This is a genomic window from Parazoarcus sp. PS-13 R2A, assembly GCF_057621855.1.
Map to the genome: position 1 here is coordinate 109,592 of NZ_JBYEXN010000012.1, position 24,079 is coordinate 133,670.

22 protein-coding genes and 1 tRNA gene are annotated in these 24,079 nt (G+C 64.7%); 13 read left to right on the plus strand and 10 right to left on the minus strand.

Annotated elements, in window-relative coordinates; all coding sequences use genetic code 11:
• Positions 1-42 precede the first annotated feature (42 nt).
• The 5 genes from AC22G6_RS12820 (at position 43) to rpoS (ending at position 4,180) form a co-directional block, all read left to right on the plus strand.
• Positions 43-618, plus strand: a complete 576-nt coding sequence (locus tag AC22G6_RS12820) for a HupE/UreJ family protein (protein WP_487367084.1) — start codon at positions 43-45, stop codon at positions 616-618.
• A 325-nt stretch (positions 619-943) separates the two neighbouring features.
• Positions 944-1,687 carry a 5'/3'-nucleotidase SurE gene (surE, locus tag AC22G6_RS12825; protein ID WP_487367085.1) on the plus strand — a complete coding sequence of 248 codons (744 nt, stop codon included), beginning with the start codon at positions 944-946 and terminating at the stop codon, positions 1,685-1,687.
• Complete coding sequence (locus AC22G6_RS12830; protein ID WP_199915182.1) at positions 1,684-2,328, plus strand: protein-L-isoaspartate(D-aspartate) O-methyltransferase; 645 nt, start codon at positions 1,684-1,686, stop codon at positions 2,326-2,328. The genes surE and AC22G6_RS12830 overlap by 4 nt, the downstream gene beginning before the upstream one ends.
• Positions 2,325-3,233 carry a peptidoglycan DD-metalloendopeptidase family protein gene (locus AC22G6_RS12835; protein WP_487367086.1) on the plus strand — a complete coding sequence of 303 codons (909 nt, stop codon included), beginning with the start codon at positions 2,325-2,327 and terminating at the stop codon, positions 3,231-3,233. The genes AC22G6_RS12830 and AC22G6_RS12835 overlap by 4 nt, the downstream gene beginning before the upstream one ends.
• Positions 3,234-3,244: 11 nt before the next feature.
• Complete coding sequence (rpoS, locus tag AC22G6_RS12840) at positions 3,245-4,180, plus strand: RNA polymerase sigma factor RpoS (protein WP_108947650.1); 936 nt, start codon at positions 3,245-3,247, stop codon at positions 4,178-4,180.
• A gap of 91 nt (positions 4,181-4,271) precedes the next feature.
• Here rpoS and mltB read toward each other — a convergent pair whose 3' ends face one another.
• The 4 genes from mltB to AC22G6_RS12860 are packed head-to-tail and all read right to left on the minus strand — an operon-like array spanning position 4,272 to position 9,199.
• A complete protein-coding gene (mltB, locus tag AC22G6_RS12845) occupies positions 4,272-5,318 on the minus strand; it encodes a lytic murein transglycosylase B (protein ID WP_487367087.1) in 1,047 nt (348 codons plus the stop codon).
• Positions 5,315-7,294, minus strand: a complete 1,980-nt coding sequence (locus tag AC22G6_RS12850) for a transglutaminase TgpA family protein (RefSeq protein WP_487367088.1) — start codon at positions 7,292-7,294, stop codon at positions 5,315-5,317. The genes mltB and AC22G6_RS12850 overlap by 4 nt, the downstream gene beginning before the upstream one ends.
• Complete coding sequence (locus tag AC22G6_RS12855) at positions 7,287-8,279, minus strand: DUF58 domain-containing protein (RefSeq protein ID WP_487367089.1); 993 nt, start codon at positions 8,277-8,279, stop codon at positions 7,287-7,289. The genes AC22G6_RS12850 and AC22G6_RS12855 overlap by 8 nt, the downstream gene beginning before the upstream one ends.
• Before the next feature lie 2 nt (positions 8,280-8,281).
• The gene (locus AC22G6_RS12860) at positions 8,282-9,199 is read right to left on the minus strand and encodes an AAA family ATPase (protein ID WP_487367090.1); all 918 of its coding nucleotides are present in this window, start codon (positions 9,197-9,199) and stop codon (positions 8,282-8,284) included.
• A 139-nt stretch (positions 9,200-9,338) separates the two neighbouring features.
• Here AC22G6_RS12860 and AC22G6_RS12865 point away from each other — a divergent pair, with 139 nt between their 5' ends.
• The 3 genes from AC22G6_RS12865 to bamC all read left to right on the plus strand — a co-directional run bounded on the left by AC22G6_RS12865 (position 9,339) and on the right by bamC (position 12,405).
• Positions 9,339-10,265: a histone deacetylase family protein gene (locus tag AC22G6_RS12865; RefSeq protein ID WP_487367091.1), complete on the plus strand. Its 927-nt coding sequence runs from the start codon at positions 9,339-9,341 to the stop codon at positions 10,263-10,265.
• Positions 10,266-10,358: 93 nt separating this feature from the next.
• Positions 10,359-11,237: a 4-hydroxy-tetrahydrodipicolinate synthase gene (gene dapA / locus AC22G6_RS12870; RefSeq protein ID WP_108947654.1), complete on the plus strand. Its 879-nt coding sequence runs from the start codon at positions 10,359-10,361 to the stop codon at positions 11,235-11,237.
• 25 nt (positions 11,238-11,262) lie between these two features.
• The gene (bamC, locus tag AC22G6_RS12875) at positions 11,263-12,405 is read left to right on the plus strand and encodes an NlpB/DapX family lipoprotein (protein WP_487367092.1); all 1,143 of its coding nucleotides are present in this window, start codon (positions 11,263-11,265) and stop codon (positions 12,403-12,405) included.
• A 126-nt stretch (positions 12,406-12,531) separates the two neighbouring features.
• Here the strand turns inward: bamC and AC22G6_RS12880 are convergent, their stop codons facing one another.
• From AC22G6_RS12880 to AC22G6_RS12890, 3 genes are all read right to left on the minus strand, one after another.
• Positions 12,532-12,879, minus strand: coding sequence for a hypothetical protein (locus AC22G6_RS12880; RefSeq protein WP_487367093.1), 348 nt, complete (start codon positions 12,877-12,879; stop codon positions 12,532-12,534).
• Between the two features lie 148 nt (positions 12,880-13,027).
• Positions 13,028-13,516 (minus strand): DUF7931 domain-containing protein, encoded by a 489-nt coding sequence (locus tag AC22G6_RS12885; protein ID WP_487367094.1) that lies wholly within the window; start codon positions 13,514-13,516, stop codon positions 13,028-13,030.
• Entirely contained in the window at positions 13,509-14,645 is a 1,137-nt protein-coding gene (locus tag AC22G6_RS12890) for a JmjC domain-containing protein (protein ID WP_487367095.1), read from the minus strand. The genes AC22G6_RS12885 and AC22G6_RS12890 overlap by 8 nt, the downstream gene beginning before the upstream one ends.
• Positions 14,646-14,786: 141 nt before the next feature.
• On the opposite strand from AC22G6_RS12890, the gene rlmD reads away from it, so the two are divergent.
• Positions 14,787-16,088 carry a 23S rRNA (uracil(1939)-C(5))-methyltransferase RlmD gene (rlmD, locus tag AC22G6_RS12895; RefSeq protein ID WP_487367096.1) on the plus strand — a complete coding sequence of 434 codons (1,302 nt, stop codon included), beginning with the start codon at positions 14,787-14,789 and terminating at the stop codon, positions 16,086-16,088.
• Positions 16,089-16,132: 44 nt separating this feature from the next.
• A tRNA-Ser gene (locus AC22G6_RS12900) sits at positions 16,133-16,220 on the plus strand.
• A gap of 101 nt (positions 16,221-16,321) precedes the next feature.
• Here AC22G6_RS12900 and AC22G6_RS12905 read toward each other — a convergent pair.
• Complete coding sequence (locus AC22G6_RS12905; RefSeq protein WP_487367097.1) at positions 16,322-17,338, minus strand: class I SAM-dependent rRNA methyltransferase; 1,017 nt, start codon at positions 17,336-17,338, stop codon at positions 16,322-16,324.
• Positions 17,339-17,558: 220 nt separating this feature from the next.
• Between AC22G6_RS12905 and aptA the strand changes: the two genes are divergently transcribed.
• From aptA to AC22G6_RS12920, 3 genes are read left to right on the plus strand one after another with little or no spacing between them, the layout of a single operon-like run.
• Complete coding sequence (gene aptA, locus AC22G6_RS12910; RefSeq protein WP_487367098.1) at positions 17,559-18,866, plus strand: omega-aminotransferase AptA; 1,308 nt, start codon at positions 17,559-17,561, stop codon at positions 18,864-18,866.
• Between the two features lie 27 nt (positions 18,867-18,893).
• Positions 18,894-20,387 (plus strand): CoA-acylating methylmalonate-semialdehyde dehydrogenase, encoded by a 1,494-nt coding sequence (locus AC22G6_RS12915; protein ID WP_487367099.1) that lies wholly within the window; start codon positions 18,894-18,896, stop codon positions 20,385-20,387.
• 14 nt (positions 20,388-20,401) lie between these two features.
• Positions 20,402-21,685, plus strand: coding sequence for a Zn-dependent hydrolase (locus tag AC22G6_RS12920; protein WP_487367100.1), 1,284 nt, complete (start codon positions 20,402-20,404; stop codon positions 21,683-21,685).
• A 96-nt stretch (positions 21,686-21,781) separates the two neighbouring features.
• Here AC22G6_RS12920 and AC22G6_RS12925 read toward each other — a convergent pair whose 3' ends face one another.
• On the minus strand, positions 21,782-22,969 hold the full coding sequence (locus AC22G6_RS12925; protein ID WP_487367101.1) for an amidase: 1,188 nt from the start codon (positions 22,967-22,969) through the stop codon (positions 21,782-21,784).
• A gap of 48 nt (positions 22,970-23,017) precedes the next feature.
• Positions 23,018-24,070 (minus strand): ABC transporter ATP-binding protein, encoded by a 1,053-nt coding sequence (locus tag AC22G6_RS12930; protein WP_487367102.1) that lies wholly within the window; start codon positions 24,068-24,070, stop codon positions 23,018-23,020.
• Positions 24,071-24,079 lie beyond the last annotated feature (9 nt).

A 24,079-nucleotide genomic window follows, 5' to 3' on the forward strand; every position in this document is an offset into this window, starting at 1 on the left:
ATGACAGTTTGCTCGACAACGCCAATAAATGAGGAGATTTCCATGCTTCGCTCTCGTGTTCTGATTGCTGCCGTACTCAGCCTTGGTGCCGGATCGGTGTTTGCACACTCGGGGCATGCGGATGCGGGATTCGCGTCGGGTCTGATGCATCCGGTGACCGGCCTCGACCACCTGCTCGCAATGCTTGCCGTGGGGCTGTACGCCGCGGGTCAGCGCGGCGCGGTTCGGTGGGGACTGCCCCTGGGCTTCGTGCTGGCGATGCTCGGTGGATCGCTGCTGGGGATGGCGGGCATCGCCCTGCCGGCGGTTGAGGCGACGATCGCAGCGTCGGTGATCGTGCTCGGGCTGTTGCTGAGTTCGCTGACAAGCCTGTCACTGGCCTTCACCCTTCCGCTGATCACGATCTTTGCAGTGTTTCATGGCCATGCCCATTACGCCGAGATCGGCGACGCGGGTTTCATGCGTTACGCGGGTGGCTTCGTGCTCGCTACGGCTGCGCTGCATCTGGCGGGATTTCTCAGTGCGCGCTGGTTTCCCGAATCGCGCACCGGGCTGGCCGTGAAGCGGACCATCGGCGTCGTCGTAAGCGGTGCCGGCGTGCTGATGCTCGGAAGCTGATGGGGCGTGAAGGGCCGGCCCGACCGCCCAAGAAATGGTTCTTGCGAGGCTGGCGTGCGATAATCGCCCCGCTTCTCATTTCGAGCAGCGGCCTTTCCGATCGGCGGCCTGATGATCTGTGTGGTGTGGCGAAGCGCGGCGTGTCCGATTTGCCCGCTGCAGGCAGTCTCAGGGTAGCGGGTTCCGGATCCGGAGCCCGGCTCAGACGAATTCAAACCGGCGCAGGCCGGTTTTTGTTCTGGCGCGTCCGGAAGGCATGCCTGCTGCTGTGCTAACATCGGCCGACCTTGTCGATCGACGGGGTCTCATTCCGAACGGATTCAAGATGCGTATTCTGGTCAGTAACGACGACGGCTATTTCGCGCCAGGGCTTGCAGCGCTCGCAGCGGCGCTGGCAGAAATCGGCGAGGTAACCGTCGTTGCGCCCGAGCGTGACCGCAGCGGAGCGAGCAACTCCCTGACGCTCGATCGCCCGCTGTCCCTGCGTCGCGCGGCCAATGGGTTCTACTTCGTCAACGGTACGCCAACCGACTGCGTGCATCTTGCGGTCACGGGCATGCTCGACCATATGCCCGACATGGTGGTGTCCGGCGTCAATCATGGCGCCAACATGGGTGACGACACCATCTACTCGGGCACTGTTGCGGCTGCCACCGAAGGCTTTCTGCTGGGTGTGCCTTCGATTGCGGTGTCGCTGGTCAGCAAGGGGGCGTCGGATTTTTCGGCCGCGGCACGCGTCGCGCGTGACCTCGCCGAGCGCTTCATGCGCCAGCCCTGGCCGCGGCCCGCCTTGCTCAACGTCAACGTGCCCGATCTGCCCTATGAGCAGATCAAGGGGACGCAGGTGACCCGTCTGGGCAAGCGTCACAAGGCCGAGCCGGTTATCCGCAGCGTGACCCCGCGCAACGAAACTGTTTACTGGGTGGGTGCTGCCGGCGGTGCAGCAGACGCCGGTGACGGCACCGACTTCAATGCGGTGACAAACGGCATGGTGTCGATCACGCCCTTGCAGATCGACCTCACGCACACCGCACAGATTCATACTGTAAAGGACTGGCTGGCACGATGAATGCGCGGACGCCGGATGCAGTGCGGACCCGGGCCAGAATGGTCGATCGCCTGCGTGCGCAGGGAATTCGGGACGAGAAAGTCCTCTCGGCCATGGCCCAGATCCCCCGTCACCAGTTTGTCGAGGAAGGGCTGGCCTACGGCGCCTATGACGACACTGCGCTGCCGATCGGCTTTCAGCAAACCATTTCCCAGCCCTTTGTCGTCGCACGCATGATCGAGTTGTTGCGTGCGGGCCGGGAACTTGGCCGCACGCTGGAAATCGGAGCCGGTTGTGGTTACCAGGCTGCAGTGCTTTCCAAGATTGCGACGGATGTCTATGCGGTAGAGCGCATACGCCCGCTTCTGGATCGTGCACGCAACAATCTGCGTCCGCTGCGCCTGCCGAATGTACGTTTGAAATATGCTGACGGCAGCGTAGGCTTGCCCGAGGCAGCACCGTTTGACACGATTATTGTCGCTGCCGCAGCCGTCGGTGTGCCTCAGGCGCTGAAAGATCAGCTTGCGCCTGGCGGGCGTCTGATGATTCCTGTGGGCAGCGGCGAACAACGCCTGTTGCTGATCGAGCGGCAGGGTAACGTATTCAAGGAAAGCTGGTACGAAGCAGTGCGCTTCGTGCCGCTATTGACTGGTACAGAATGAACAAAGAAATTTTTCGTCGTCGCCTGGCCCTGCTCGGGATGGTTTCGCTGCTCGCATTGACCGCGGGCTGCGCCAGTCGCGTTTCCGCTCCGGTTCGTGACGGGACGCAGCCGCCTGCCGCAGCCGCGCCGGTTGAGCGCGTGGGTTTTCACGTGGTGCGCCCCGGTGAGACGGTGTTGGCGCTGTCCCGCATGTACAACGTCAGCGTGGCAGATATCGTGGGCTGGAACGGCCTGACGAACCCCAATCAGATCCACGTCGGGCAGGAACTGCGGGTTGCGCCCGAGACCCCCGCGGTGGCGCAGGTGATTCCGATCACGTCCGAGCCTGTGGTGATTTCGCCGGTTGTTCCGCAGACCGGCGGTGCCGCACCGATCAAGCAGGAGCCGCGTGGCGGCAAGCAGCCGTACTCGGATGAGGCGTGGGAAAAAATGCAGCGCCCGGGCGATGTCGCGGTTGCAGAGCCGAAACCGCCGGTTGCGCCCGCTGCGCCTGAAACCCCGCGTTTGCCGGGGCCTGATGGTGACTGGCTGTGGCCGGTGAAGGGCAAGGTCATCGTCGGTTTCGACGAGCCGGTCGCGGGTGATGCGAAGCTGCGCAACAAGGGGATCGACATCGCCGGAACTCCGGGTACGCCCGTACTTGCCTCGGCAGGCGGCAAGGTGGTCTACTCAGGCAGCGGCTTGCGTGGTCTCGGAAAACTGGTCATCATCAAACACGATGCCAATTACCTGACGGCTTATGCGCACAATCAGCAACTGCTTGTGAAAGAAGCTGAAACCGTGACAAAGGGTCAGAAGATTGCAGAGCTTGGCAGTACCGACGCAGATCGGCCGAAGTTGCATTTCGAGATTCGCAAGCAGGGGCAGCCGGTTGATCCGCTGAAATACCTGCCCGCACACTGACGAGGAGGCACATGGAAGAGCCGGCAAACCCTGACGATATCGATAGTCAAGAACCGGATCTTCCCCTTGAGGTGGAGGTTTTCTCCGACCGTCAGGCGCCGGTGGTCGAGAATGAGTTTCTCAGCGATGTCACCCAGATCTATCTCAACGAGATCGGTGCCAATCCGCTGCTGACGGCCGAAGAGGAAGCGGCCTTGTCGCGCCGGGTGAGGCTGGGTGATTTCGAGGCGCGGCAGACGATGATCGAGCGCAATCTCCGGCTTGTCGTCAATATCGCCAAACACTACCTGAATCGCGGTATTCCGCTGCTGGATCTGGTCGAGGAAGGCAATCTCGGCCTGATTCATGCGCTGGAAAAATTCGACCCTGAGCGCGGGTTCCGCTTCTCGACCTACGCGACCTGGTGGATCCGGCAGAACATCGAGCGCGCGATCATGAATCAGTCGCGCACGATCCGGCTTCCGGTGCACGTGGTCAAGGAACTGAACCAGGTGTTGCGCGCCCAGCGCAGCATCGAGGCGAATTCCAACGGGGAATCAACCCTGGAGGAAATCGCCCAGCGTCTCGACAAACCCATCGAGACCGTTCGCGCCATTCTTGCGTTGAGCGAACATACGGCCTCGCTCGATGCGCCGCTGGACATCGATCCGAGTCTGTCCATCGGTGAGTCGCTTGCGGACGACCACGCAGAATCCCCTGAAGTGCTGATTCACGGTGCTGAAATCGAAACGCTGTTGCGCACCTGGATCGACATGCTCAACGAGAAGCAGCGTCTGGTCATCCGTCACCGCTACGGCATCGACGAATGCGAAATGCTGACCCTCGAAGAACTCGCCGCCCGGCTTGAGCTTACGCGTGAGCGGGTGCGCCAGATCCAGCTCGAGGCGCTGGGGCAGCTCCGGCGCACGCTTCGGCGCCGCGGCATCTCCAAGGACGCCCTGTTCTGAGCGTTTGCGCGCCAGCGCACCGTGCCGGCGCGCCCGCCGAGGCGGGCACCTTCCGTTCATGTTTGCTGTGGCGCGCTCCTGCGGCCCGGAACTAGCCTGAGACCGCCAGGTTGCGGGCCAGTCTGCGCGCGCGGATGGTCTGCGCGAGCTCGAAGACCGACATTGCATAGAAGCTGCTGCGGTTGTAGCGGGTGATGACGTAGAAGTTGCGGTAACCCAGCCAGTATTCGATATCCGCGCCCGGGGTTTCAAGGTCGACAAGCGTGACGGGCGCAGTGACCGCTTCGCCATCGGCTGCCATGATGCCCGCGTCGCGCAGCATGTCGGCACTCAGGGTCGGTTCGATTCCCGCAGCCACCAGCGGAGCGGGGCTTGCGTCCAGACTCAGGCGGGCACGCACCGCCACCGGCGCCTGCGGCTGCCATCCGTGGGCGTGGAGATAGTTGGCCACGCTACCAATGGCGTCGAGCGGGTTATCCTCGAAATCGATCACGCCGTTGGCGTCAAAGTCCACAGCGTAGGCACGCATGCTGCTGGGCAGGAACTGCGGGTAGCCGAGTGCGCCGGCATAGGAGCCCGAGTAGCTCGTCGGCTCGCGCCCCTGTTCCCGAGCGAGCAGGAAGAGCTGCTCGAGTTCGCGGCGAAACAGGTCGGCACGCGGCGGGTAGTCGAATGCGAGCGTGGTCAGCGTCGACAGGGTTTCGAAATTGCCGGTATGGCGGCCGTAAACGGTCTCCACACCGATGATGGCGACGATGATCTCGGCCGGTACGCCATAGCGTTCTTCGGCAGCCTGCAGGATGGGTGCGTACTCATCCCAGAAGTCGAGTCCGCGCTCGATGCGAACGCGCTCAATGAACCGCGAACGGTAGCGTTCCCATGAGCGCACGCCACGTTTGGTGGGTGGGGTGATCAGCGAGATTACACGGGGGAGCTTCTGGGCCTGGCCGATCGTCCTGCTCAGCTGCCCGGCATCGAAGCCATGGCGCGCGGACAGGTCGCTGATGAAAGCCTGCACATCCTCGCGTTCTGCATAGTTTTCGGTATCTGCGCTGGCGCTGCCGAGTCCGAATGACAGGCTCAGTGCGAGGGTGCAGGCGAGGCGGGAGAGGGGCAGGTGTGCAGTGATTCCAGTCATGTCAGTTTCAGTATCCGGATGCGTCGTTTCAGTTCGCGAACAGCCTCGGGGCTGGCAGGCGGTCGGTAGCGTAGGTTTGCATAGCGCGTCGTAATGTCGGTGATCTCGGCTGCGTGGTCCGGCAGGGCCAGCGCAAGGCGGCGACCGTAATCGAGCGGACCTTCGGCCGGATGCCGGCTCAGTCCGCGGCGGGCAAGCCTGGCGGAAAACGCGGCCCAGGCCCGGTCAAGCGGGTCGGCCGCACGTGCCTGTCTGAGCGCCCATGCAAAAAGCAGCCCCATCAGACCGGCAGCCGTGACGCCCAGAACACCGATCCAGGTCGACCAGCTGAGTTCGCCCAGGCCCAATCGTGACAGAAATTCGCGCTGCCGTTCAGGATTGTAGCCAAGAACCCATTGGTTCCAGCTGTTCGACACGGCTTCCCAGCGGAAACGCAGATCACGCAACCACGAAAGATGTGGGCGCATGAACAGCGGGAGAACTTCGCCTGCCGGCAGCGCGCCAGCCATGCCGGACTCGATGCGTCCGGGGGCGGCAAGTGCGGTGGGGTCGACCCGCATCCAGCCGCGCTGTGGCAGCCATACCTCGGCCCAGGCGTGCGCATCCGACTGGCGCACGATCATGCTGCCGTCCACCGGATTGATCTCGCCGCCCTGATAGCCGGTGACCACGCGCGCCGGGACGCCGGCGGCACGCATCATGAACGTGAAGGCCGATGCGAAGTGCTCGCAGAAACCGCGACGGGTGTCGAACAGAAAGGCGTCCACGCCATTGCTGCCGGTCAGTGGCGGGCGCAGGGTGTAGGTGAGGTCGATCTCGCGCATGCGGGTCAGCGCCCGCGCGAGGATGTCTTCGGGCGATGTCGATCCGGCGGCGAGTTGCTGCGCCAGCGCCCGGGTGCGCGGGTTGCTGTCGGGCGGCAGGCGCAGCGCGGTGTCGAGTACTTGGTCATGTTCATTGAGGCCGACGACGGTTTCCGGGTAGGCAACCAGGTCGAGTCGTGTGCGGCTGCGCAGCGGTTGCCTGTACAAGGCCTGGAAGGTGCTGCTGTAGCGCACGCCGTCCGGGGTCTCGGCAGGAAAGTCGAGTGCCAGCAGCCAGCGCTGGTTGTGGGCTTCGAGCGTGATGCGGTAATCAAGCCGCGGCCCGGAGGGCTCATAGGGTGGGCGGTCGCTTTCGAGGTGGCGTGCGGCGCGCCAGGTGGTGCCATCGAAAACGCTCAGCACAGGACCGCGCCAGTAGCGCTGCGCAGGCTGGGGCGGGGTGCCCGCGAAATCGGCCCTGAAGGCGATCGCTTCGGACAGGCTGAGGTCGCTGATGGACCCCGGAGCCATGGTGTTGGAGAGGCCGCTCATGCCGCTGTGGGCGTCGGCAGGAAGGCCCCATAAGGGCCCCTCGATACGCGGAAACAGCACGAAGAGCACCAGCATGAAGGGCAGCCCCTGCGCGAGCAGCAGCGCGCTGGTGCGCAGACGCTCGCGGGTGCTGGCCGCGGGGTCGGACAGCGACAGCAGGGCGCCGATCGAAAGCAGGCTGGCACAGAGGGCGAGCCCCGCAACCGGCAGGCTCTGGTTGTCGAAGAACACGCCCAGTTGCAGGAAGAAGCACAGCAGGATGGCCGCCCGGATGTCGCGCATGCTGCTCGTTTCCAGCAGCTTCAGTCCGAGCAGGAGCGCCAGAAAGGCGAGGCCGGGATCCTTGCCAAAGAAGTGTCCGAAGGCCACACGCACACCGATGCCTGCGGCGACGGCAATCAAAAGGATGAGGTAAGTGTTTGGTGTGCGGCCGCCCTGCCACAGCAGGCTGGCGCGCCAGCCCAGCAGGAGCACACTCAGCGCCGACACCCAGAGCGGCAGGGTGAGGAGGTGGGGCGCGAGGGTCAGTGCCGCCGCGCTCAGCAGCCATGCACCCTGGTCCCGGCGCAGCGCGGCTTGGCCGCTCGAGTGTGGCGGTGTTCCGGCCCTGCGCCTAAACATCGCTGCTCCCGGCATGCGGCTGGCCATGCAGCGCCAGCACGCGCAGGCACTGATGAAGATGCGCGCGTCCGCTGCCGCGCGGAAAGTAGCGCGACGGCAGTTGCAGGGCATAGCGCTGTCCGCTGCGTTCGGCCATCAGCAGCCAGGCGGTCAGTCGTGACAGCCTCTCCTCGTCGTCGAGCGTCGGCGGTAGGGACGACCATTCGAGGGACACGTCGCCGCCTTCGAGCGAGGAGAACTGTTTGGTCATCAGGGGCCCGCCGCGGGCGAGCACCTTCCACGCCAGGTGTTGTGGCGAGTCCGACTGCTGATGGTTGCGCAGGCCGGCGAAATCGTCGTCGCCTGCCCGCAGGCTGCGCTGACCGTGGGCGTCGCCGGCGGTGAGGCCGGGCAGTGGCGGCGGGTCGGCTTCGGGCGCAGGATAGACGAGGCCGGTGGTGTCCGGAATGAATACGCTCCAGGCGCGGATCAGTCCGAGCGGCCAGCGGGTTTCGAGTGTCGTGCGCCCGAGCGGAAAGGGCCCGCGGGTCTTCGTCGGCAGGGCAAGGCTGACTTCGGTGACAGCGCCGGGCGGCAGGTCGAAGGTGGTCGATCCTCCCTGTGCACGCAGGCACAGTGCGGGTCGTCGCGCCGGGCGGTGGTTGTCGATGAGGAGATGGAAGACGATATTGTCGCCACAGAACGTGGGTTCGGTGCGGCCGTTGCGGATGGAGAGCTGGAGCAGATTGCGAAAGGCATGGACGATGCTGGCGACAGCCACGCCCCCGATCAGGAAGGTCAGGCCGTAACCCAGGCTGAGGTTGTAGTTGATCGAGGCGATCAGCATCACCAGCAGGGCGAGGGCGAAGGCGTATCCGGCCGCGGTCGGCAGAACGTAGATGCGGCGCTGATAAAGAATGATCGGCGCGGCTTCCGGCCGCCGCAGGCGGAACAGCCAGCGGTCGACCAGTCGCCGGGCGCCGCCGGTCAAGGCGTCGACGCCCATCTTCAACTCACCGGAACGGATTGCAGCAGACGGTCGAGGGCGGCGGGGGCTGGCGGGCGGCCATCGCCGGCGAGGTGGAGGCGGTGCCCGGCGACATGCGGGAACATGCGCTGCACGTCTTCCGGCAGCACGTGGTCGCGTCCTTCGATCAGCGCCCAGGCGCGCGCCGAAGCCAGCAGGCCGAGTCCTGCGCGCGGGCTCAGGCCGCCCGCGAACTCGTTGCTCTGGCGTGTGGCCGCGAGCAGGTTCTGCACGTAGTCGATCAGGCGGTCGGCCACCTGAAGCGCCTGTGCGGCATGCTGCAGTTCGATCAGGTCGTCGGGCGTGATCACGGGCTGCTGGCGTTCGATCAGCTCGCGCCGTGCTTCGCCCATCAGCAATGCGCGCTCTGCTGCGCGGTCAGGGTAGCCGAGGCGAATGCGCATCAGGAAGCGGTCGAGCTGGCTCTCGGGCAGGGGAAAGGTGCCGATCTGGGTCGAGGGGTTCTGCGTGGCAATGACGAAGAACGGGTCGGGGAGCGGCAGGGTGGCGCCGTCGGCGGTGATCTGGCGTTCTTCCATGGCTTCGAGCAGGGCGCTTTGCGTCTTTGGCGTGGCGCGATTGATCTCATCGGCCAGAATCAGCTGGGCGAACACCGGCCCGGCATTGAAGCGAAAGCTGCTGGTCTCGCGGTCGAATATCGATACCCCGACGATGTCTGCCGGCAGCAGGTCGCTGGTGAACTGGATGCGCTGGAAATGCAGGCCGACCAGACGCGCGAAGACATGGGCAAGCGTGGTCTTGCCCACGCCCGGCATGTCCTCGATCAGCAAATGGCCGCGCGCGATGAGGCATGACAGGGCCAACTGCAATTCATGCTCCTTGCCGAGGATGATCTGGCTGGCGGCTTCAAGGAGTCTGCTTGCATGGCGTTGGGGCATGAGCTCGCACATTGTGAAATTGGCTGGGAAGCGGTGATAATAGACGACAAAGACAGCGAGCCCGTAACATGGGCCATCACCGCAGCCCGTTTGAATCGGGCTGTCAGGGAAAGTTCGCCCGTTTCAGGAGAGGAGGGGTATGACAACAACGGCGTTCATCACGCACCGCGATTGCTGGTTGCATGACATGGGGGCTCATCACCCGGAATGTGCGGACAGGCTGGGGGCGATCAACGATCGTCTGATTGCCGCAGGGCTTGATCTCTACCTGTCCTTCTTCGATGCGCCGCTGGCGACCGCCGAACAGATCACTCGTGTTCATCCGGCGAGCTACTTCGACGAATTGATGAACAGCGTGCCGGAGCACGGCATCCGCCACCTCGATCCTGACACGGCCATGAGCCCCAACACCATGAAGGCCGCGCTGCGGTCCGCCGGGGCGGGCGTGCTGGCGACGGATCTGGTGCTCAAGGGCGAGATCGAGAATGCATTCTGTGCCGTGCGCCCGCCCGGTCATCACGCCGAGCGTGCGAAGGCAATGGGGTTCTGCTTTCTCAACAACGTCGCGATCGCGGCGCGGCATGCGACGGATTTTCATGGACTGGAGCGGGTGGCCATCGTCGACTTCGACGTGCACCACGGCAACGGTACCGAAGAGGTGTTCCGCGATGATCCTCGTGTCATGATGGCGAGCATCTTCCAGCATCCGTTCTATCCATACAGCGGCACCGAGAACCAGCCCGCACACTTCTGCAACGTGCCGGTCCCTGCAGGTACGCGCGGTGATGCGTTCAGGCAGGTCGTGAGCGACATCTGGGTGCCTGCGCTGCGCGAGCACAACCCCCAGGCCATCTTCATTTCGGCGGGTTTTGATGCGCACTATGAAGACGACATGGGTTCGCTCGGCCTGGTCGAGTCCGACTACATCTGGGCGACCCAGCAGATCAAGGGGGTCGCGGAAGATTGCGGCCACAAGCGCATCGTCTCCGTTCTGGAGGGAGGCTACTCGCTGAGCTCGCTCGCCCGGTCGGTCGTTTCCCACATCAAGGCACTGGCCGACCTCTGATCCGCCTCCGGTCAGCCCCGCATCACGCGTCGTGGGGCTGGCTGTGTTGCGGCGATCGGTTAGAATCAGGTTTTTACTGTTTTGGCCCCTGCCATGATTACCGGATCGATTGTCGCCATCGTCACGCCGATGAATGAGGATGGCAGCCTGGATTTCCCCCGCTTGCGCAGTCTGATCGACTGGCACGTTGCCGAAGGCACCGACGGGATTGTTATTGTGGGCACCACGGGCGAGTCGCCCACGGTGAATGTCGATGAACACTGCGAGCTGATCCGCACGACGGTCGAGCATGCGGCCGGTCGCATTCCCGTCATCGCCGGCACCGGTGCCAACTCGACAGCCGAGGCCGTCGAACTTGCGCGCTACGCCCAGCAGGCCGGCGCTGCCGCCCACCTGTCCGTGGTTCCCTATTACAACCGCCCGACGCAGGAAGGCCTCTATCAGCACTTCCGTACCATCGCCGAGGCGGTCGAGCTGCCGCTGATCCTGTACAACGTGCCCGGCCGTACCGTCGCCGACCTGGCCAATGACACCACGATCCGGCTGGCCGAAATCCCGAACATCATCGGTGTCAAGGATGCGACCGGCAGCATCGATCGCAACTGCGACCTGATCGCGCGTGCGCCTGAAGGCTTTGCCCTGTACAGCGGCGACGACATGACTGTTGCCGCCTTCATGCTGCTCGGCGGCCATGGAACCATCTCGGTGACGGCAAACGTCGCCCCCCGTGCGATGCACGAGATGTGTGCGGCGGCACTTGCCGGCGATGCGCTCAAGACGCGCGAAATCAATGCGCGCCTGCTCGGCCTGCACCGCCACCTGTTCTGCGAAGCCAACCCGATTCCGGTCAAGTGGGCGGTTGCCCGCATGGGTCTGATGGGCGACGGCATCCGCTTGCCGCTGACGCAGTTGAGCGACACCTGTCACGAACGTGTGCGGCAGGCCATGCGCCAGGCCGGCATCAATTTCTGATCTGCAATCTTCCACCAGGAACCTCATGAATCGCTCCTTGCGCACTAATGCTTCCCTGCTTGCGCTTTCGTTGCTGCTCGCAGGCTGCTCCAGTTCCCTGCTCGAATCCAAACGTATCGATTACAAGAGCGCCAAGAACAACCAGATCGCTCCGCTAGAGATTCCGCCCGATCTGACCGCGCCCACGCGCGACGACCGTTTCGCCGTACCGGACGTGGCACCGCGTGGCGTGGCAACCTTCTCGGCCTACAACGCTGACCGCGCCGGACAGTCGGGTGTCCGCGCCTCCAATGACGTCATGCCCGTGCCCGATCGCATGCGTATCGAGCGTGCAGGCAGCCAGCGCTGGCTGGTCCTGCCCGGCAATGCAGCCGACCTGTGGCCACAGATCAGGAATTTCTGGCTCGAACTCGGCTTCATCCTGAATGTCGACAGCCCCGAAATCGGCGTGCTGGAGACGGACTGGGCGGAAGACCGCGCCAAGATTCCGCAGGATTTCCTGCGCTCGTCGCTGGGTAAGATCATCGACGGCCTGTACTCCACCCCCGAGCGCGACAAGTTCCGTACGCGCCTGGAAGAGGGCAAGGAGCCGGGCACGGTCGAGATCTACATCAGCCACCGCGGCATGATGGAGATCTATCCGACCGAGGCAAAGGACTCGACCATCTGGCAACCGCGTCCGGCTGATCCCGAACTCGAAGCCGAGATGCTGCGCCGACTGATGATCAGCCTGGGTGCAGACGAGGCCCGTGCGCAGGCAGCACTTGCCGTGGCGCCGGTGGAAGAGCGCGCCAAGATGGCAACCGTCGATGGCCAGATGAACCTGCAGGTGCAGGAGCCGTTCGATCGCGCCTGGCGTCGCGTGGGTCTGGCGCTCGACCGCATCGGCTTCACGGTTGAAGACCGTGATCGTGCCCAGGGGCTTTACTTCGTGCGCTATGTCGATCCCGATGCGGACAGCCGTAGCGGAAAAGATGAGGGCTTCTTCTCCAAGCTGGCGTTCTGGCGCAGCAGCGACAAGCCTGCCGTCGGTGGCAGCGAGTACAAGCTCAGGGTGCAGGGGCAGGCCGAAGGGTCGACCGTCACCGTGCTGACCAAGGAAGGCGCGGTGGACAAGTCGGCCACGGCCAAGCGCATGCTTGGATTGCTGCAGCAGGAATTGCGTTAAGCCGATTGATGCCGGCCTGTCCGTCCTTGGTGACGGCGGCCGGCATCCAGTTTGGTGAATGCCCGATCGTCGGGCAAAAAAAAGCCGGTCTGCAAAGACCGGCTTTTTTGCATCCGTGCTGAAGAGTTACTTCGGCATGGCGTCCTTCACAGCGTCGGAAGCGGCAGCAGCGCCTTCCTTGGCAGCTTCCACAGCGTTGGCAGCGCCTTCCTTGGCGGCTTCAACGGCAGCAGCAGCGCCTTCCTTGGCAGCTTCAACGGTATCGGCAGCGCCTTCCTTGGCGGCTTCAACGGCGTCAGCAGCGCCTTCCTTGGCTTCTTCAGCTGCGGCGGCAGCTTCTTCCTTCGCTTCTTCAACAGCAGCGGGCTGCTCGGTCGGTGCGACCTGCTCAACCGGAGCCGGTGCCGGCTCTTCCTTGCTGCAGGCGGAAAGGGCGAAGGCCATCATGGCGGCGACGAGGAGAGAAAGCTTCATTCTGTTTTCCTTTTTTGACTTGGGTGAAGACAGCAGTTGCCCGGCGTTTCGACGATGAATATCGGATACCGGAAGCACAACAATGCTAGCACGTTACGATTGCGAGCATCCACCCGAATGGTGCATTGCGAAATGCATTGAAATCGGCCTAGAGCCCAAGCTGTACGCCATTCGGACCCGTTTCGCCGCTTACCCAAAGTGTTTCAAATTGTGCGATATGCACTGAAGTGGACTGTGGATCGTCGGTGCAGTGTTTCCCGCGCGCACGTTCGTGGTGAAAGCGGGTGACGAGATGCTTTCCATCCGCTATCGCAAAGGGGGCGTCGGGCACCGCCCGCACGTCGCTCGCCACCCTCACCACCATGCGCTGGCTGAACCATGACAGCAGGCCGAGCAGGCGGGGGCAGCGCTGTTCGAGATAGCCCGCATCCTTGAGCAGGATGCGAATGGCCAGCGGCTGGGCCGAACGTTGCAGGAAGGCGGTGAGCGCTTCGATGCCGGCGCTGCTCTCGAAGCCGGTTTCGTCGAGATCGGGGTCCGAGAGCAGCAGGGTGGACTGCGCCTGGCCGACGAGTTCGAGCAGCGCGCCCCGGAAGTCGGACCAGGTGTCGAAGTTGTGTGTGACGGGCTCAGTCATGATCGGACGAGGGATGAGCGAATCCGTCCTCGTGCCACTGATGCAGCAGATCGAGGAAGCTGGCCGAAAGCGTCTGGCCCCGCTCCAGCTTGCGGCGGTGGGCGAGATCCGCGAGTGCAGGATGGTCAGCCGGATCGAACTCGACCGGCTCGCCATTGAGGTAGAAGCCGGTTTCGGACCACAGCAGCAGGGTGCGGGCATCGAGCGCATACCCGTGCTTGTTGACTGCGGTCTCGAAACGCTTGCGGCTCAGGGGTTTTTCCGGCGGGTCGAAAAAGATGTGCGCTTTCGGTTCGGTGAGGTACTCGCCAATGAACTCGGTGACGTCTTTTCGCGACCAGCGGATTGCGGAAAGCATGCTCTCGATCTGGTCGATCATCTTCGGTCCGATCTCGGCCGAATTCTCCTGCAGCGTCAGGTCGGGGTCGGCATACAGGCCGTCGAGGCAGATGCGCTCCTGCATCCAGCCGAGGAACTCTGCGCCCAGCTCCTGCGCCGTGGGCGAACGAAAGCCGATCGAATAGGTGGTGCATTCGCCGATTGCGGTGCCGTTGTGGGCCCAGTGAGGCGGCAGGTAGAGCATGTCGCCGGGCTCTAGCACCCAGTCGTGCGCAGGCTGAAAGTTTTTCAGGATACGCAGCGGCGCGTCCTCGACCAGGCTGCGATCCTCCTGATCGGCGATCTGCCAGCGGCGCTTGCCGACGCCCTGCAGCAGGAACACGTCGTAATTGTCGAAGTGCGGACCGACGCCGCCGCCATCGACTGCGTAGCTCACCATCAGGTCATCGAGGCGTGCTTGCGGAATGAAGTCGAACTGGTGCAGCAGTGCGTCGCCCGCGGGCGACCACAGGTTCAGGCCCTGGACCAGAACCGTCCACGGCTGGCGCTTGCCGCGCAGACGGCCGCGCGTTTGCGGCCCGCGTTCAAGCACCCACTCGCTGCCCGGCGTGTCGGGCAGGTAACGCACATAGCGGGATTCGACATCGGCGTCACAGGCGAGGTCGAACAGTTCGTCGCGCGATACGACGCCGGTGAAGCCGGGCACGGCCTGGCGCACGAGGAGGGGTTTCTTTTGCCAGTATTCCTCGAGAAACTGGCGGGGCGACATGCCCCCGAGCAGGGTTTTCATCATGGGCTGCATTATAGGCTTCGGGTATCTCCGGCGCAGCCACCGTCAGCAGTGCCGAATGCAGGCGAACGTCCGGCAATGCTCGCCGGCAGATCGTGCGCATGCGTTAAAATCGCTGGCTTTTCTCCATCGGGAAGCATCATGCCGATTGCAGTCATCGAGTCACTCGACCATGAAGGCCGTGGCGTCACCCATGTCGATGGGAAGGCGGTCTTCGTCGAGGGGGCATTGCCGGGCGAAATCGTCGAGTACGCGGTTCACCGCAGCAAACCCACCTACGAGCAGGCCGAGGCGGTGCGCATCATCAAACCGAGCGCGCAACGTGTAACGCCGCGATGCTCGCTGTACGGTGTCTGCGGCGGTTGTTCGATGCAGCATCTCGACCCGGTGGCGCAGGCGGCGGTCAAGCAGCGCGTCATGGAGAATGCCTTCAGGCATATCGGAAAGATCAAGCCGGAGACCATCCACGCCGCCATTCACGGCCCGTCCTGGGCCTACCGCTACCGGGCACGGATCAGCGTGAAGATGCTGCCGGGCAAGGGCGGTCTGCGTATCGGCTTTCACGAGCGGCGCTCGAGCCATATCGCCGACATACGCGCTTGCGATGTCCTGCCGAAGCAGATTTCGGCGCTGTTGCCGCGTCTGCGCGAACTCATCGCCGGGCTGTCGAGGCCGGAGCGCGTGGCACAGATCGAACTGGCCGTCAGCGACACCGGCACCGCGTTCGTCTTTCGTAACCTGTCGCCCATGTCGGCCGCTGACGAGTCCCGTCTGCGTGCGTTTGCCGACGAGGCGGAGGTGCAGGTGTGGTTGCAGCCGGGTGAGCCCGAAACCGCGTATCGTTTCCACCCCAAGGATGCACCCAGCCTCGCCTACACCCTGCCCGAGTTCGATGTGAGCATGGACTTCAGGCCGACGGATTTCACCCAGGTGAATGTGCATATCAATCGCCTTCTGATCCGGCGCGCCATGCAGCTGCTCGATCCCCAACCGGGCGAGCGGATTGCCGATCTGTTCTGTGGCCTGGGCAATTTCAGCCTGCCGATCGCGCGCTCGGGCGCAACCGTGGTCGGGGTCGAGGGCAGTGAGTCGCTGGTGCAACGCGCGCTGGAAAACGCCCGCAGCAACGGGCTGGCCGAGCGCACCGAGTTTCATGCCGCCAATCTCTTCGACACCACCGAAGACAGCCTTGCCGCGCTGGGCCGCCTGGACAAGCTGCTGATCGACCCGCCGCGCGAAGGCGCGATTGCGGTGGTCCGCGCGCTCAGCCCGCAGCAACTTCCCGCCCGCATCGTGTACGTGTCCTGCAATCCGGCCACTCTGGCGCGGGATGCAGCCGTGCTCGTGCACGAAAAGGGCTACGCCCTGCGCGAAGCCGGCATCGCCAACATGTTTCCGCAAACCTCGCATGTGGAGTCGATTGCGCTCTTCGAACGCTGCTGAAGCGGCTCCATTTTTCGCGTCGAGTGATATACTGCGCGCCTTCCGGAAGCTTGGCAGAGTGGTCGATTGCACCGGTCTTGAAAACCGGCATACCGAAAGGTATCCAGGGTTCGAATCCCTGAGCTTCCGCCAGACCAAAGAAAAAGCCCCTTGCTCAAGGGGCTTTTTCATTTTCTGCGCGCGGTGTTGCTTCGTTCTGCTCCACCACCGGAACGACAGCCGCCGCACATCGCTTACACCCGCAGCAGCGCCATCTTCAGTGGCGGGTTGCCGTCCGGGCTGGGGAAGTCGCTTTCGGGTTCGATCCATTCCATTTCGCGGATCGGGCGGCCGGCCTTTGTTGCGCTGCGCTGGAGCTGGTCCAGCCATTCGTCGCGCTTCACCTGCGCCACGTTGTTGCAGCAGATCAGCGTGCCGCCTTCGGCCGTCGACAGCAGGGCGGGCTTGAACAGGGCGGGGTAGTCCTTGACCAGATCAACCACGCCGAAGGGGCTGCGGGCGTAGCGTGGGGGGTCGAGAAAGACGAGGTCGAACTGGTGCGCCTCGAGTTCGGGGAAGGGAGGCATGCGCTTGCCGCGCACCATCTTCGGCTGACCGATGCCGGAATACTGGCGCAGCGCGGCGAAGGCATCGCTCTTGATGAAGCGCACGCGGATCGGCAGATCGTTGAGGCGGGCGTTCTCCTTGCCCACTGCGAGGCTCGATTCGGAGAAGTCCACGTTGATCACGTGGCGCGCACCCGCGTGGGCTGCAGCGACGCCGACGCCGCAAGTGTAGGCAAAGACGTTGAGCAGCGACTTGCCGGCCGCTTCCTGCATCACGCGCCGGCGTCCGGCGCGCATGTCCAGAAAGAGCCACGGGTCCTGACCGGCGTGGCGGGCCTGGAAGCGGTACTTGACGCCGAGCTCGCGAAACTCGCGCGGTTGTTGTGCGATCTCGATCTGCTCGGGCGTGAGCTCATTCACGATGCGCGAATTTGCCGGGCTGCGGTCGTTCAGGATCAGCGGCAGGCCGGGAAAGGCGTCGGCGTAGAAGGCTTCGAGTTCGGCACGCTCTTCTGCACTGAGCGAGCGGTGAAAGGTCTGCGCGAGCAGGGCGTCGCCGTAGCGGTCCACCGTCAGCCCGGAGAGGCCTTCGACACTGCCGTGAAAGAGCCGGTAGGCATCGGTCTGTTCGGCGGTGAGCTGGGCGATGAGGGGCGCGCGGGCGGTGAGCGCGCGGTCGAGGCTGGAAGTCAGGGCAGAGGACATGAGTGGCGGGTGTGCGGCGCGCGGGATCGCTCGCGGGCGGCCGGATGTGATTAGAGTCGCTGGCCCGAGAGTATGCATCACTCTGCCGTCCTTCCGTGCCTGAATCGGGCATGGCGTGGTTCATAAGTTTCGACTGAGTGAAACTTCAGTGACGCAGACAGTCGTTTTCTGCACGTTTGCTCATGGCTAGGATGAAGACATGTCATCAACGGTGCCCACCATGAATCACGATCAAGCTTTCTGGCTGCCCTACACGGCCAACCGCGCCTTCTGGAAATCCCCCCGCGTCATCAAGGCGGCACGCGGTCACTACTACACGGCCGACGATGGCCAGCAGTTGCTGGATGCGTTCTCCGGCCTGTGGACTTCGGGTCTGGGTCACTGCCATCCTGCAATCGTGTCGGCGGTGCAGGAGCAGGTGGCCACGCTCGACTACAGCATGGGCTTTCAGGTAACGAACGACCGCGCGATTGCACTGGCGCGTGAAGTGGCGGATCTGGCGCCGGCCGGGCTCGACCGGGTGTTCTTCACCAACTCCGGCTCGGAGTCGGCCGATACCGCACTCAAGATCGCGCTGGCCTATCACCGTGCGCGTGGCGAGGGCCAGCGTACGCGGCTGATCGGGCGCGAGCGGGGTTATCACGGCGTGAACTTCGGTGGCATGTCGGTGGGCGGTATTCCTGGCAACCGCAAGGTGTTCAGCGCTGTCATGCTGCCGGGCGTGGACCACATCCGGCACACCTACAGTCATGCAGACATGGCCTTCAGCCGCGGTCAGCCGACCTGGGGCTGCGATCTGGCAGAGGATCTCGAGCGTCTGGTCGGCCTGCATGATGCGTCCAACATTGCGGCGCTGATCGTGGAGCCGGTGTCGGGCTCGACCGGCATCCTGGTGCCGCCGATCGGTTACCTGCAGCGCCTGCGCGAGATCTGCGACAAGCACGGCATCCTGCTGATCTTCGACGAAGTGATCACCGCTTTTGGCCGCGTCGGCGCACCCTTTGCCTCGGCCCGGTTCGGCGCGACGCCCGACATCATCACCACCGCCAAGGGCCTGACCAACGGCGTGGTGCCGATGGGTGCGGTCATTGTGCGCGAGGAGATCTATCAGGCGCTGATGCAGGGCCCGGACAACGCGGTCGAGCTCTTCCATGGCTACACGTATTCGGGCCATCCGCTGGCTGCAGCGGCGGGTCTGGCGGCGATGAAGGTCTATCGTGAAGAAGACAGCTTTGCCCGCGCGCTTGCGCTCGAGCCGACCTTCGAAGAGACGATTCATGCGCTGAAGGGCGAACCGCATGTGATCGATATCCGAAACTTCGGCCTCATGGGTGGCATCGAACTGGCACCGCGTCCGGGTGCGCCGGGTGCGCGCGGTTACGAGGTCTTCCTCAAGTGCTTCGAAGCGGGCGTGGTGATCCGCAATGGTGGCGACATCCTGCAGTTCTCGCCCTTCCTCGACTCGACGCCGGACGAACTCACCCGTATCTTCGAAACCGTACGCGATGCGCTGCGCGCGGTCGCCTGAACCCAGAATAATTCAGAGAGACAGCAGATGAACACGATTGGTCATTACATCAATGGTCAGACGCTCGCCGATAGCGGACGTCTGCAACCGGTCTTCAATCCCGCGCTGGGCGAACCCGTGCGTCAGGTGGCGATGGCCAGCCGCGCCACGGTGGAGCAGGCGATTGCCTCGGCCGAGGCGGCTTTCCCTGCCTGGCGCAAGACGCCGCCGCTCAAGCGCGCCCGCATTCTCTTCGCCTACAAGGCGCTGCTCGACAAGCACGCCGACCGCATCGTCGCGGCCATCGTGGAAGAGCACGGCAAGGTGTGGGAAGACGCGCATGGCGAACTGCAGCGCGGCATCGAGGTGGTGGAATACGCCTGCGGTGCGCCGGAGTTCCTCAAGGGCGAGCACAGCCGCGACGTCGGCCCCGAGATCGATTCGTGGTCGGAGTTTCCGCCGCTGGGCGTGGTGGCCGGCATCACGCCGTTCAACTTCCCGTCCATGGTGCCGATGTGGATGTTCCCGATGGCGATTGCCTGCGGCAACTGCTTCATCCTCAAGCCCTCGGAGAAAGACCCGTCGGCGGCGATGATCCTGGCCGAACTGCTGACCGAAGCCGGCCTGCCGCCGGGCGTGTTCAACGTCGTCAATGGTGACAAGGAAGCGGTCGACACCCTGCTGACCGATGCACGGGTGAAGGCGGTGAGCTTTGTCGGATCGACCCCGATTGCCGAATACATCTATGCCACCGGCACCGCACACGGCAAGCGCGTGCAGGCACTGGGCGGCGCCAAGAACCATGCGGTGCTGATGCCCGACGCCGACCTCGACAACGCGGTCAACGCCATCATGGGCGCGGCCTACGGCTCCTGCGGCGAACGCTGCATGGCGATCTCGGTGGTGGTTGCGGTGGGCGATCAGGTCGCCGACGAGCTGGTGAAGCGCCTCAAGCCCAAGGTCGAGGCACTGGCCATCGGCAACGGCCAGACGCGCGGGCTGGACATGGGCCCGCTGATCACCGGCGTGCATCGCGACAAGGTGAAGAGCTACATCGACCTCGGCGCGGAAGAGGGCGCCGAACTCGTGGTCGACGGCCGCGCGCTCAAGGTGGCAGGCTGCGAGAACGGCTTCTTCCTCGGCGGCACGCTGTTCGACCACGTCAAGCCCGGGATGCGGGTGTACAAGGAAGAGATCTTTGGCCCAGTGCTGGCCATCGTGCGTGTCGCAAGCCTGGACGAGGCGATTGCGCTGATCGACGCACACGAATTCGGCAACGGTACCTGCGTGTTCACCCGCGACGGCGCGGTTGCGCGTCACTTCACCGACAGCGTTCAGGTCGGCATGGTCGGGGTGAACGTGCCGCTGCCGGTGCCGGTTGCGTGCCAGAGCTTCGGCGGCTGGAAGCGTTCGCTGTTCGGCGATCTCTATGCCTACGGGCCGGATGCGGTGCGTTTCTATACGCGGCGCAAGACCCTCACCCAGCGCTGGCCCAGCGCCAGTATCGAGAAGGCGCAGTTCGCCTTTCCCAGCAACGGCTGATCGGAGCCTATTGAATGAATGATCGTCTTCCCGCTGCCGGCGCTTCGGCGTCCGGCCTCGCCATCGACGGCTCGCGTCTGTGGCAGTCACTGATGGATCTGGCGCAGCTTGGCGCCACCGCAAAGGGCGGCGTATGCCGTCTGGCGCTCACCGAACTCGACGGCAAGGCGCGCGACCTCTTCGCCGCCTGGTGTCGTGCCGAAGGCTGCAGCATCCGCATCGACCAGATCGGCAACATCTTTGCCCGCCGCGCGGGCACCCGCGACGACCTGCCGGCGATCGCCACCGGCAGCCATATCGACACCCAGCCCACCGGCGGCAAGTTCGACGGTAATTACGGGGTGATGGCCGGGCTCGAGGTGATTCGCACGCTCAACCAGCACAACATTCGCACCGAGGCGCCGATCGAGGTCTGCGTGTGGACCAATGAGGAAGGCTCGCGCTTCGTGCCGGTGATGATGGGCTCGGGTGTGTATGTCGATGCCTTCACGCTCGACCATGCGCTGAGCCGCGCCGACCACGACGGCATCACCGTGGCGAAGGCGCTGGCTGACATCGGCTATGCCGGTGACGCGCCGGCGTCGGTCAGTGCCGGCGCACCGCGCTTCGGCGCCTACTTCGAGGCGCATATCGAGCAGGGCCCGGTGCTTGAGGATGCCGACACCACGATCGGCGTGGTGACTGGCGCACTCGGCCAGCGCTGGTACGACGTCACCGTCACCGGTATGGAGTCGCACGCCGGCCCCACCCCGATGCGCTTGCGCAAGGATGCGCTGTTTGCGGCGACCCACCTCATGCAGAAGGTGGTGGAGATCGCCCTGGCGCATCAGCCTGACGGGCGCGGCACGGTCGGCTGCGTGCATGTGTACCCGAACTCGCGCAACGTGATTCCGGGCAAGGTCAGCTTCACCGTGGATTTCCGTCACGGCAACGACGATGGCCTGCTGGCGATGGATGCGGCATTGCGCGCAGCCGCCGACCTGCTGCAGAAGGACTTCCCGGTCAGCGTTGCAGTGGAGCAGGTGGTGTACTTCGAGCCGGTGGCCTTCGCCCCCGAGCTGGTCGATGCCATCCGCGGCGGCGCCGAGCGGGCGGGTTGCAGCCATCTCGACATCGTCAGCGGTGCGGGTCACGACGCGGTCTATGTCGCCGGTACGGCGCCCACGGCAATGATCTTCGTACCGTGCAAGGACGGCATCTCGCACAACGAGATCGAGGACGCGGACCCCGAGCACCTGGCTGCAGGTGCCAATGTGCTGCTTCATGCGATGCTGGCGCGGGCGGGCACGGTGAGCTGAGTTCCGTCTCCAGTCGCGCGGTGCAAAGCACGACAGGGCGCCCGGCGAGTGATTCGCCGGGCGCCCTGTTTTCTGTCGTTTGCAGCGGTCTGAGGATCAGCCCTCGGCGGCAATCCTCTGCGCCATCGCGATCAGGCTGCGGTCGCTGCCGGCGGGGCCGAGCAGCGACAGGCCGAGCGGGGCGCCGTTGCGCTTGACCAGCGGCATCGACAGTTGCGGGAAACCGCTCAGTCCGGCCAGGCACAGGAGCTTGATCGCATTGTTGCGATAGTCCTCGAGCCCGGCCTCGTCGGTGGTGAGCAGGGGGGCGATGTCGGGCATGGTCGGCAGCACCATGACGCCATCGCTGCCGAGGATCTCAGCCAGTGCGGCGCGGACCTCGTCGCGGATCGCCACGCTTTCTTCGACCTGGGCATCGGTCACCAGCTTGGACCACGCAAAGCGGTCGCGCACGCCGGGGCCGAGGGCGAGGCCGTGACGCTCGATCATGTCGCCGTCGGTCTGCCACGCCTCACGTCCCTGGATGTAGCGGAAAGCCCAGTAGTTGCGATCGAAACCCTTGGGTGCCATGCGCATGAAGGCCGCTTTGCCGAACAGCGCCTCGACGCGGTCGAGGGCCGGCTGCAGTGCATCGGACACGGCACCGTCGAGCAGGCTCCAGCCGTCTTCCGGATAGAGCAGGCGGGGTTGTGCGGGCAGCGGTGAAGCGTCGGTGCCGAGCAGCACATCCGCCACCCGGCCAAAGGTCTCCGCATCGCGGGTGAAGAAGCCGCAGCTGTCGAAGCCCGGTGCGAGGTCCAGGCAGCTTTCCAGGCTGATGCGGCCGTGGGTCGGGCGCAGCCCGAAGAGGCCGCAGTGACTGGCGGGACAGCGGACGGAGCCGCCGGTGTCGGTGCCGAGGGCGAAATCCACCAGTCCGTTGGAGACCGCCGCCGCTGAACCCGAGGACGAGCCGCCGGGGATGCGGTCGGGTGCGCCGCCATTGACGGGTGCGCCGAAGTGGGCGTTGATGCCGTTCATCGAGAACGCGAGTTCGTCGGTATAGGTCTTGCCGACAAAGCGAGCACCGCTGTCGAGCAGGCGCTGCACGGTGGGCGCGGTGCGGGTCTTGATGCCCGACAGCGCCAGCACGTGCGGGTTGCCGCCGCCGGTCGGATAGCCTGCAACGTCGAAGAGATCCTTTACCGCAAAGCTGAGGCCGTCGAGCGGACCGCCCGGCGTATGGGGCAGCGCGACTGCGGGGTAGGGAACGAAGGCGTGGGCGGGGTCGTGTTCGATCAGCATGAAATGTCCGTTGTGGCTGTGGCGTGAGGGCTGTGCGGGCTTGCCCGCTCAGGCGATTTCGGTGACGGGAGGGGGTACGTCCGCTGCGGCTCGCGTCATGACCTGGGCCGTGGCGTCGGTGCGCAGGCAGCGCGCACGATGGCTGCCGCCAAGCTCGACGGCATCGGGCTGGGTCTGCAGGCAGGCGGGCTGGACGAAGGTGCAGCGTTCGGCAAAGGCGCAGCCGGCGGGCAGGTTGGCGAGGTCGGGCGGCGCGCCGGGAATGCTCGCCAGGCGCGCGCCCTTTTCCATCGCGCCGTCGGCACGGGCCTGCATCAGTGCCAGGGTATAGGGGTGGCGGGGGTTGCGGATCACCTCGCGGGTGGGGCCTTCCTCGACGATGCGGCCGGCGTACATGACCGCGAAACGGTCGGCAACTTCCACCGCAGCGCCCATGTCATGGGTGACGAAGATGATCCCCAGACCCAGCTCGCGCTGCAGTTCGCGCAACAGCAGCAGGATCTGGATCTGCACCGTGGCGTCGAGCGCGGTGGTGGGCTCGTCGGCGAGCAGCACCTGGGGCCGGCAGGCCAGCGCGAGCGCAATCATTGCACGCTGGCGCATGCCGCCCGACATCTCGTGCGGGTAGGCGTCGAGGCGGCGCTCGGGGCTGGGAATGCGCACGCGCTCGAACAGCTCCAGCGCACGCTTGCGTGCGTCTGCCGGGCTGATGCGTTCGTGGCGGCGGATGGACTCCACGATCTGCTGGCCGACGGTGTAGACCGGGTCGAGGGCGAGCAGCGGCTCCTGAAAGATCATCGACGCGACGCGACCGCGATAGTCGGCGAGCGCGCGGCTGCCCATGGCGAGCACGTCGGCGCCGGCAACGTCGACCTTGCCTTCGATGCGGGTGCGGCGCTCGGGGTGCAGGCGCAGCAGCGAGCGCAGAGTGACGCTCTTGCCCGAGCCGGATTCGCCGATCAGGGCCACGGTTTCACCGCGGGCAACGCTGAGGTCGACGCCATTGACGGCTTTGACCGGTTTCTTGCCGCCGGTGAAGGTGACGCGCAGGTCGCGCACCGACACGATCGGCGTGCGATCGGTTTGAGTGTCTGTATTCATGTCGGCTCC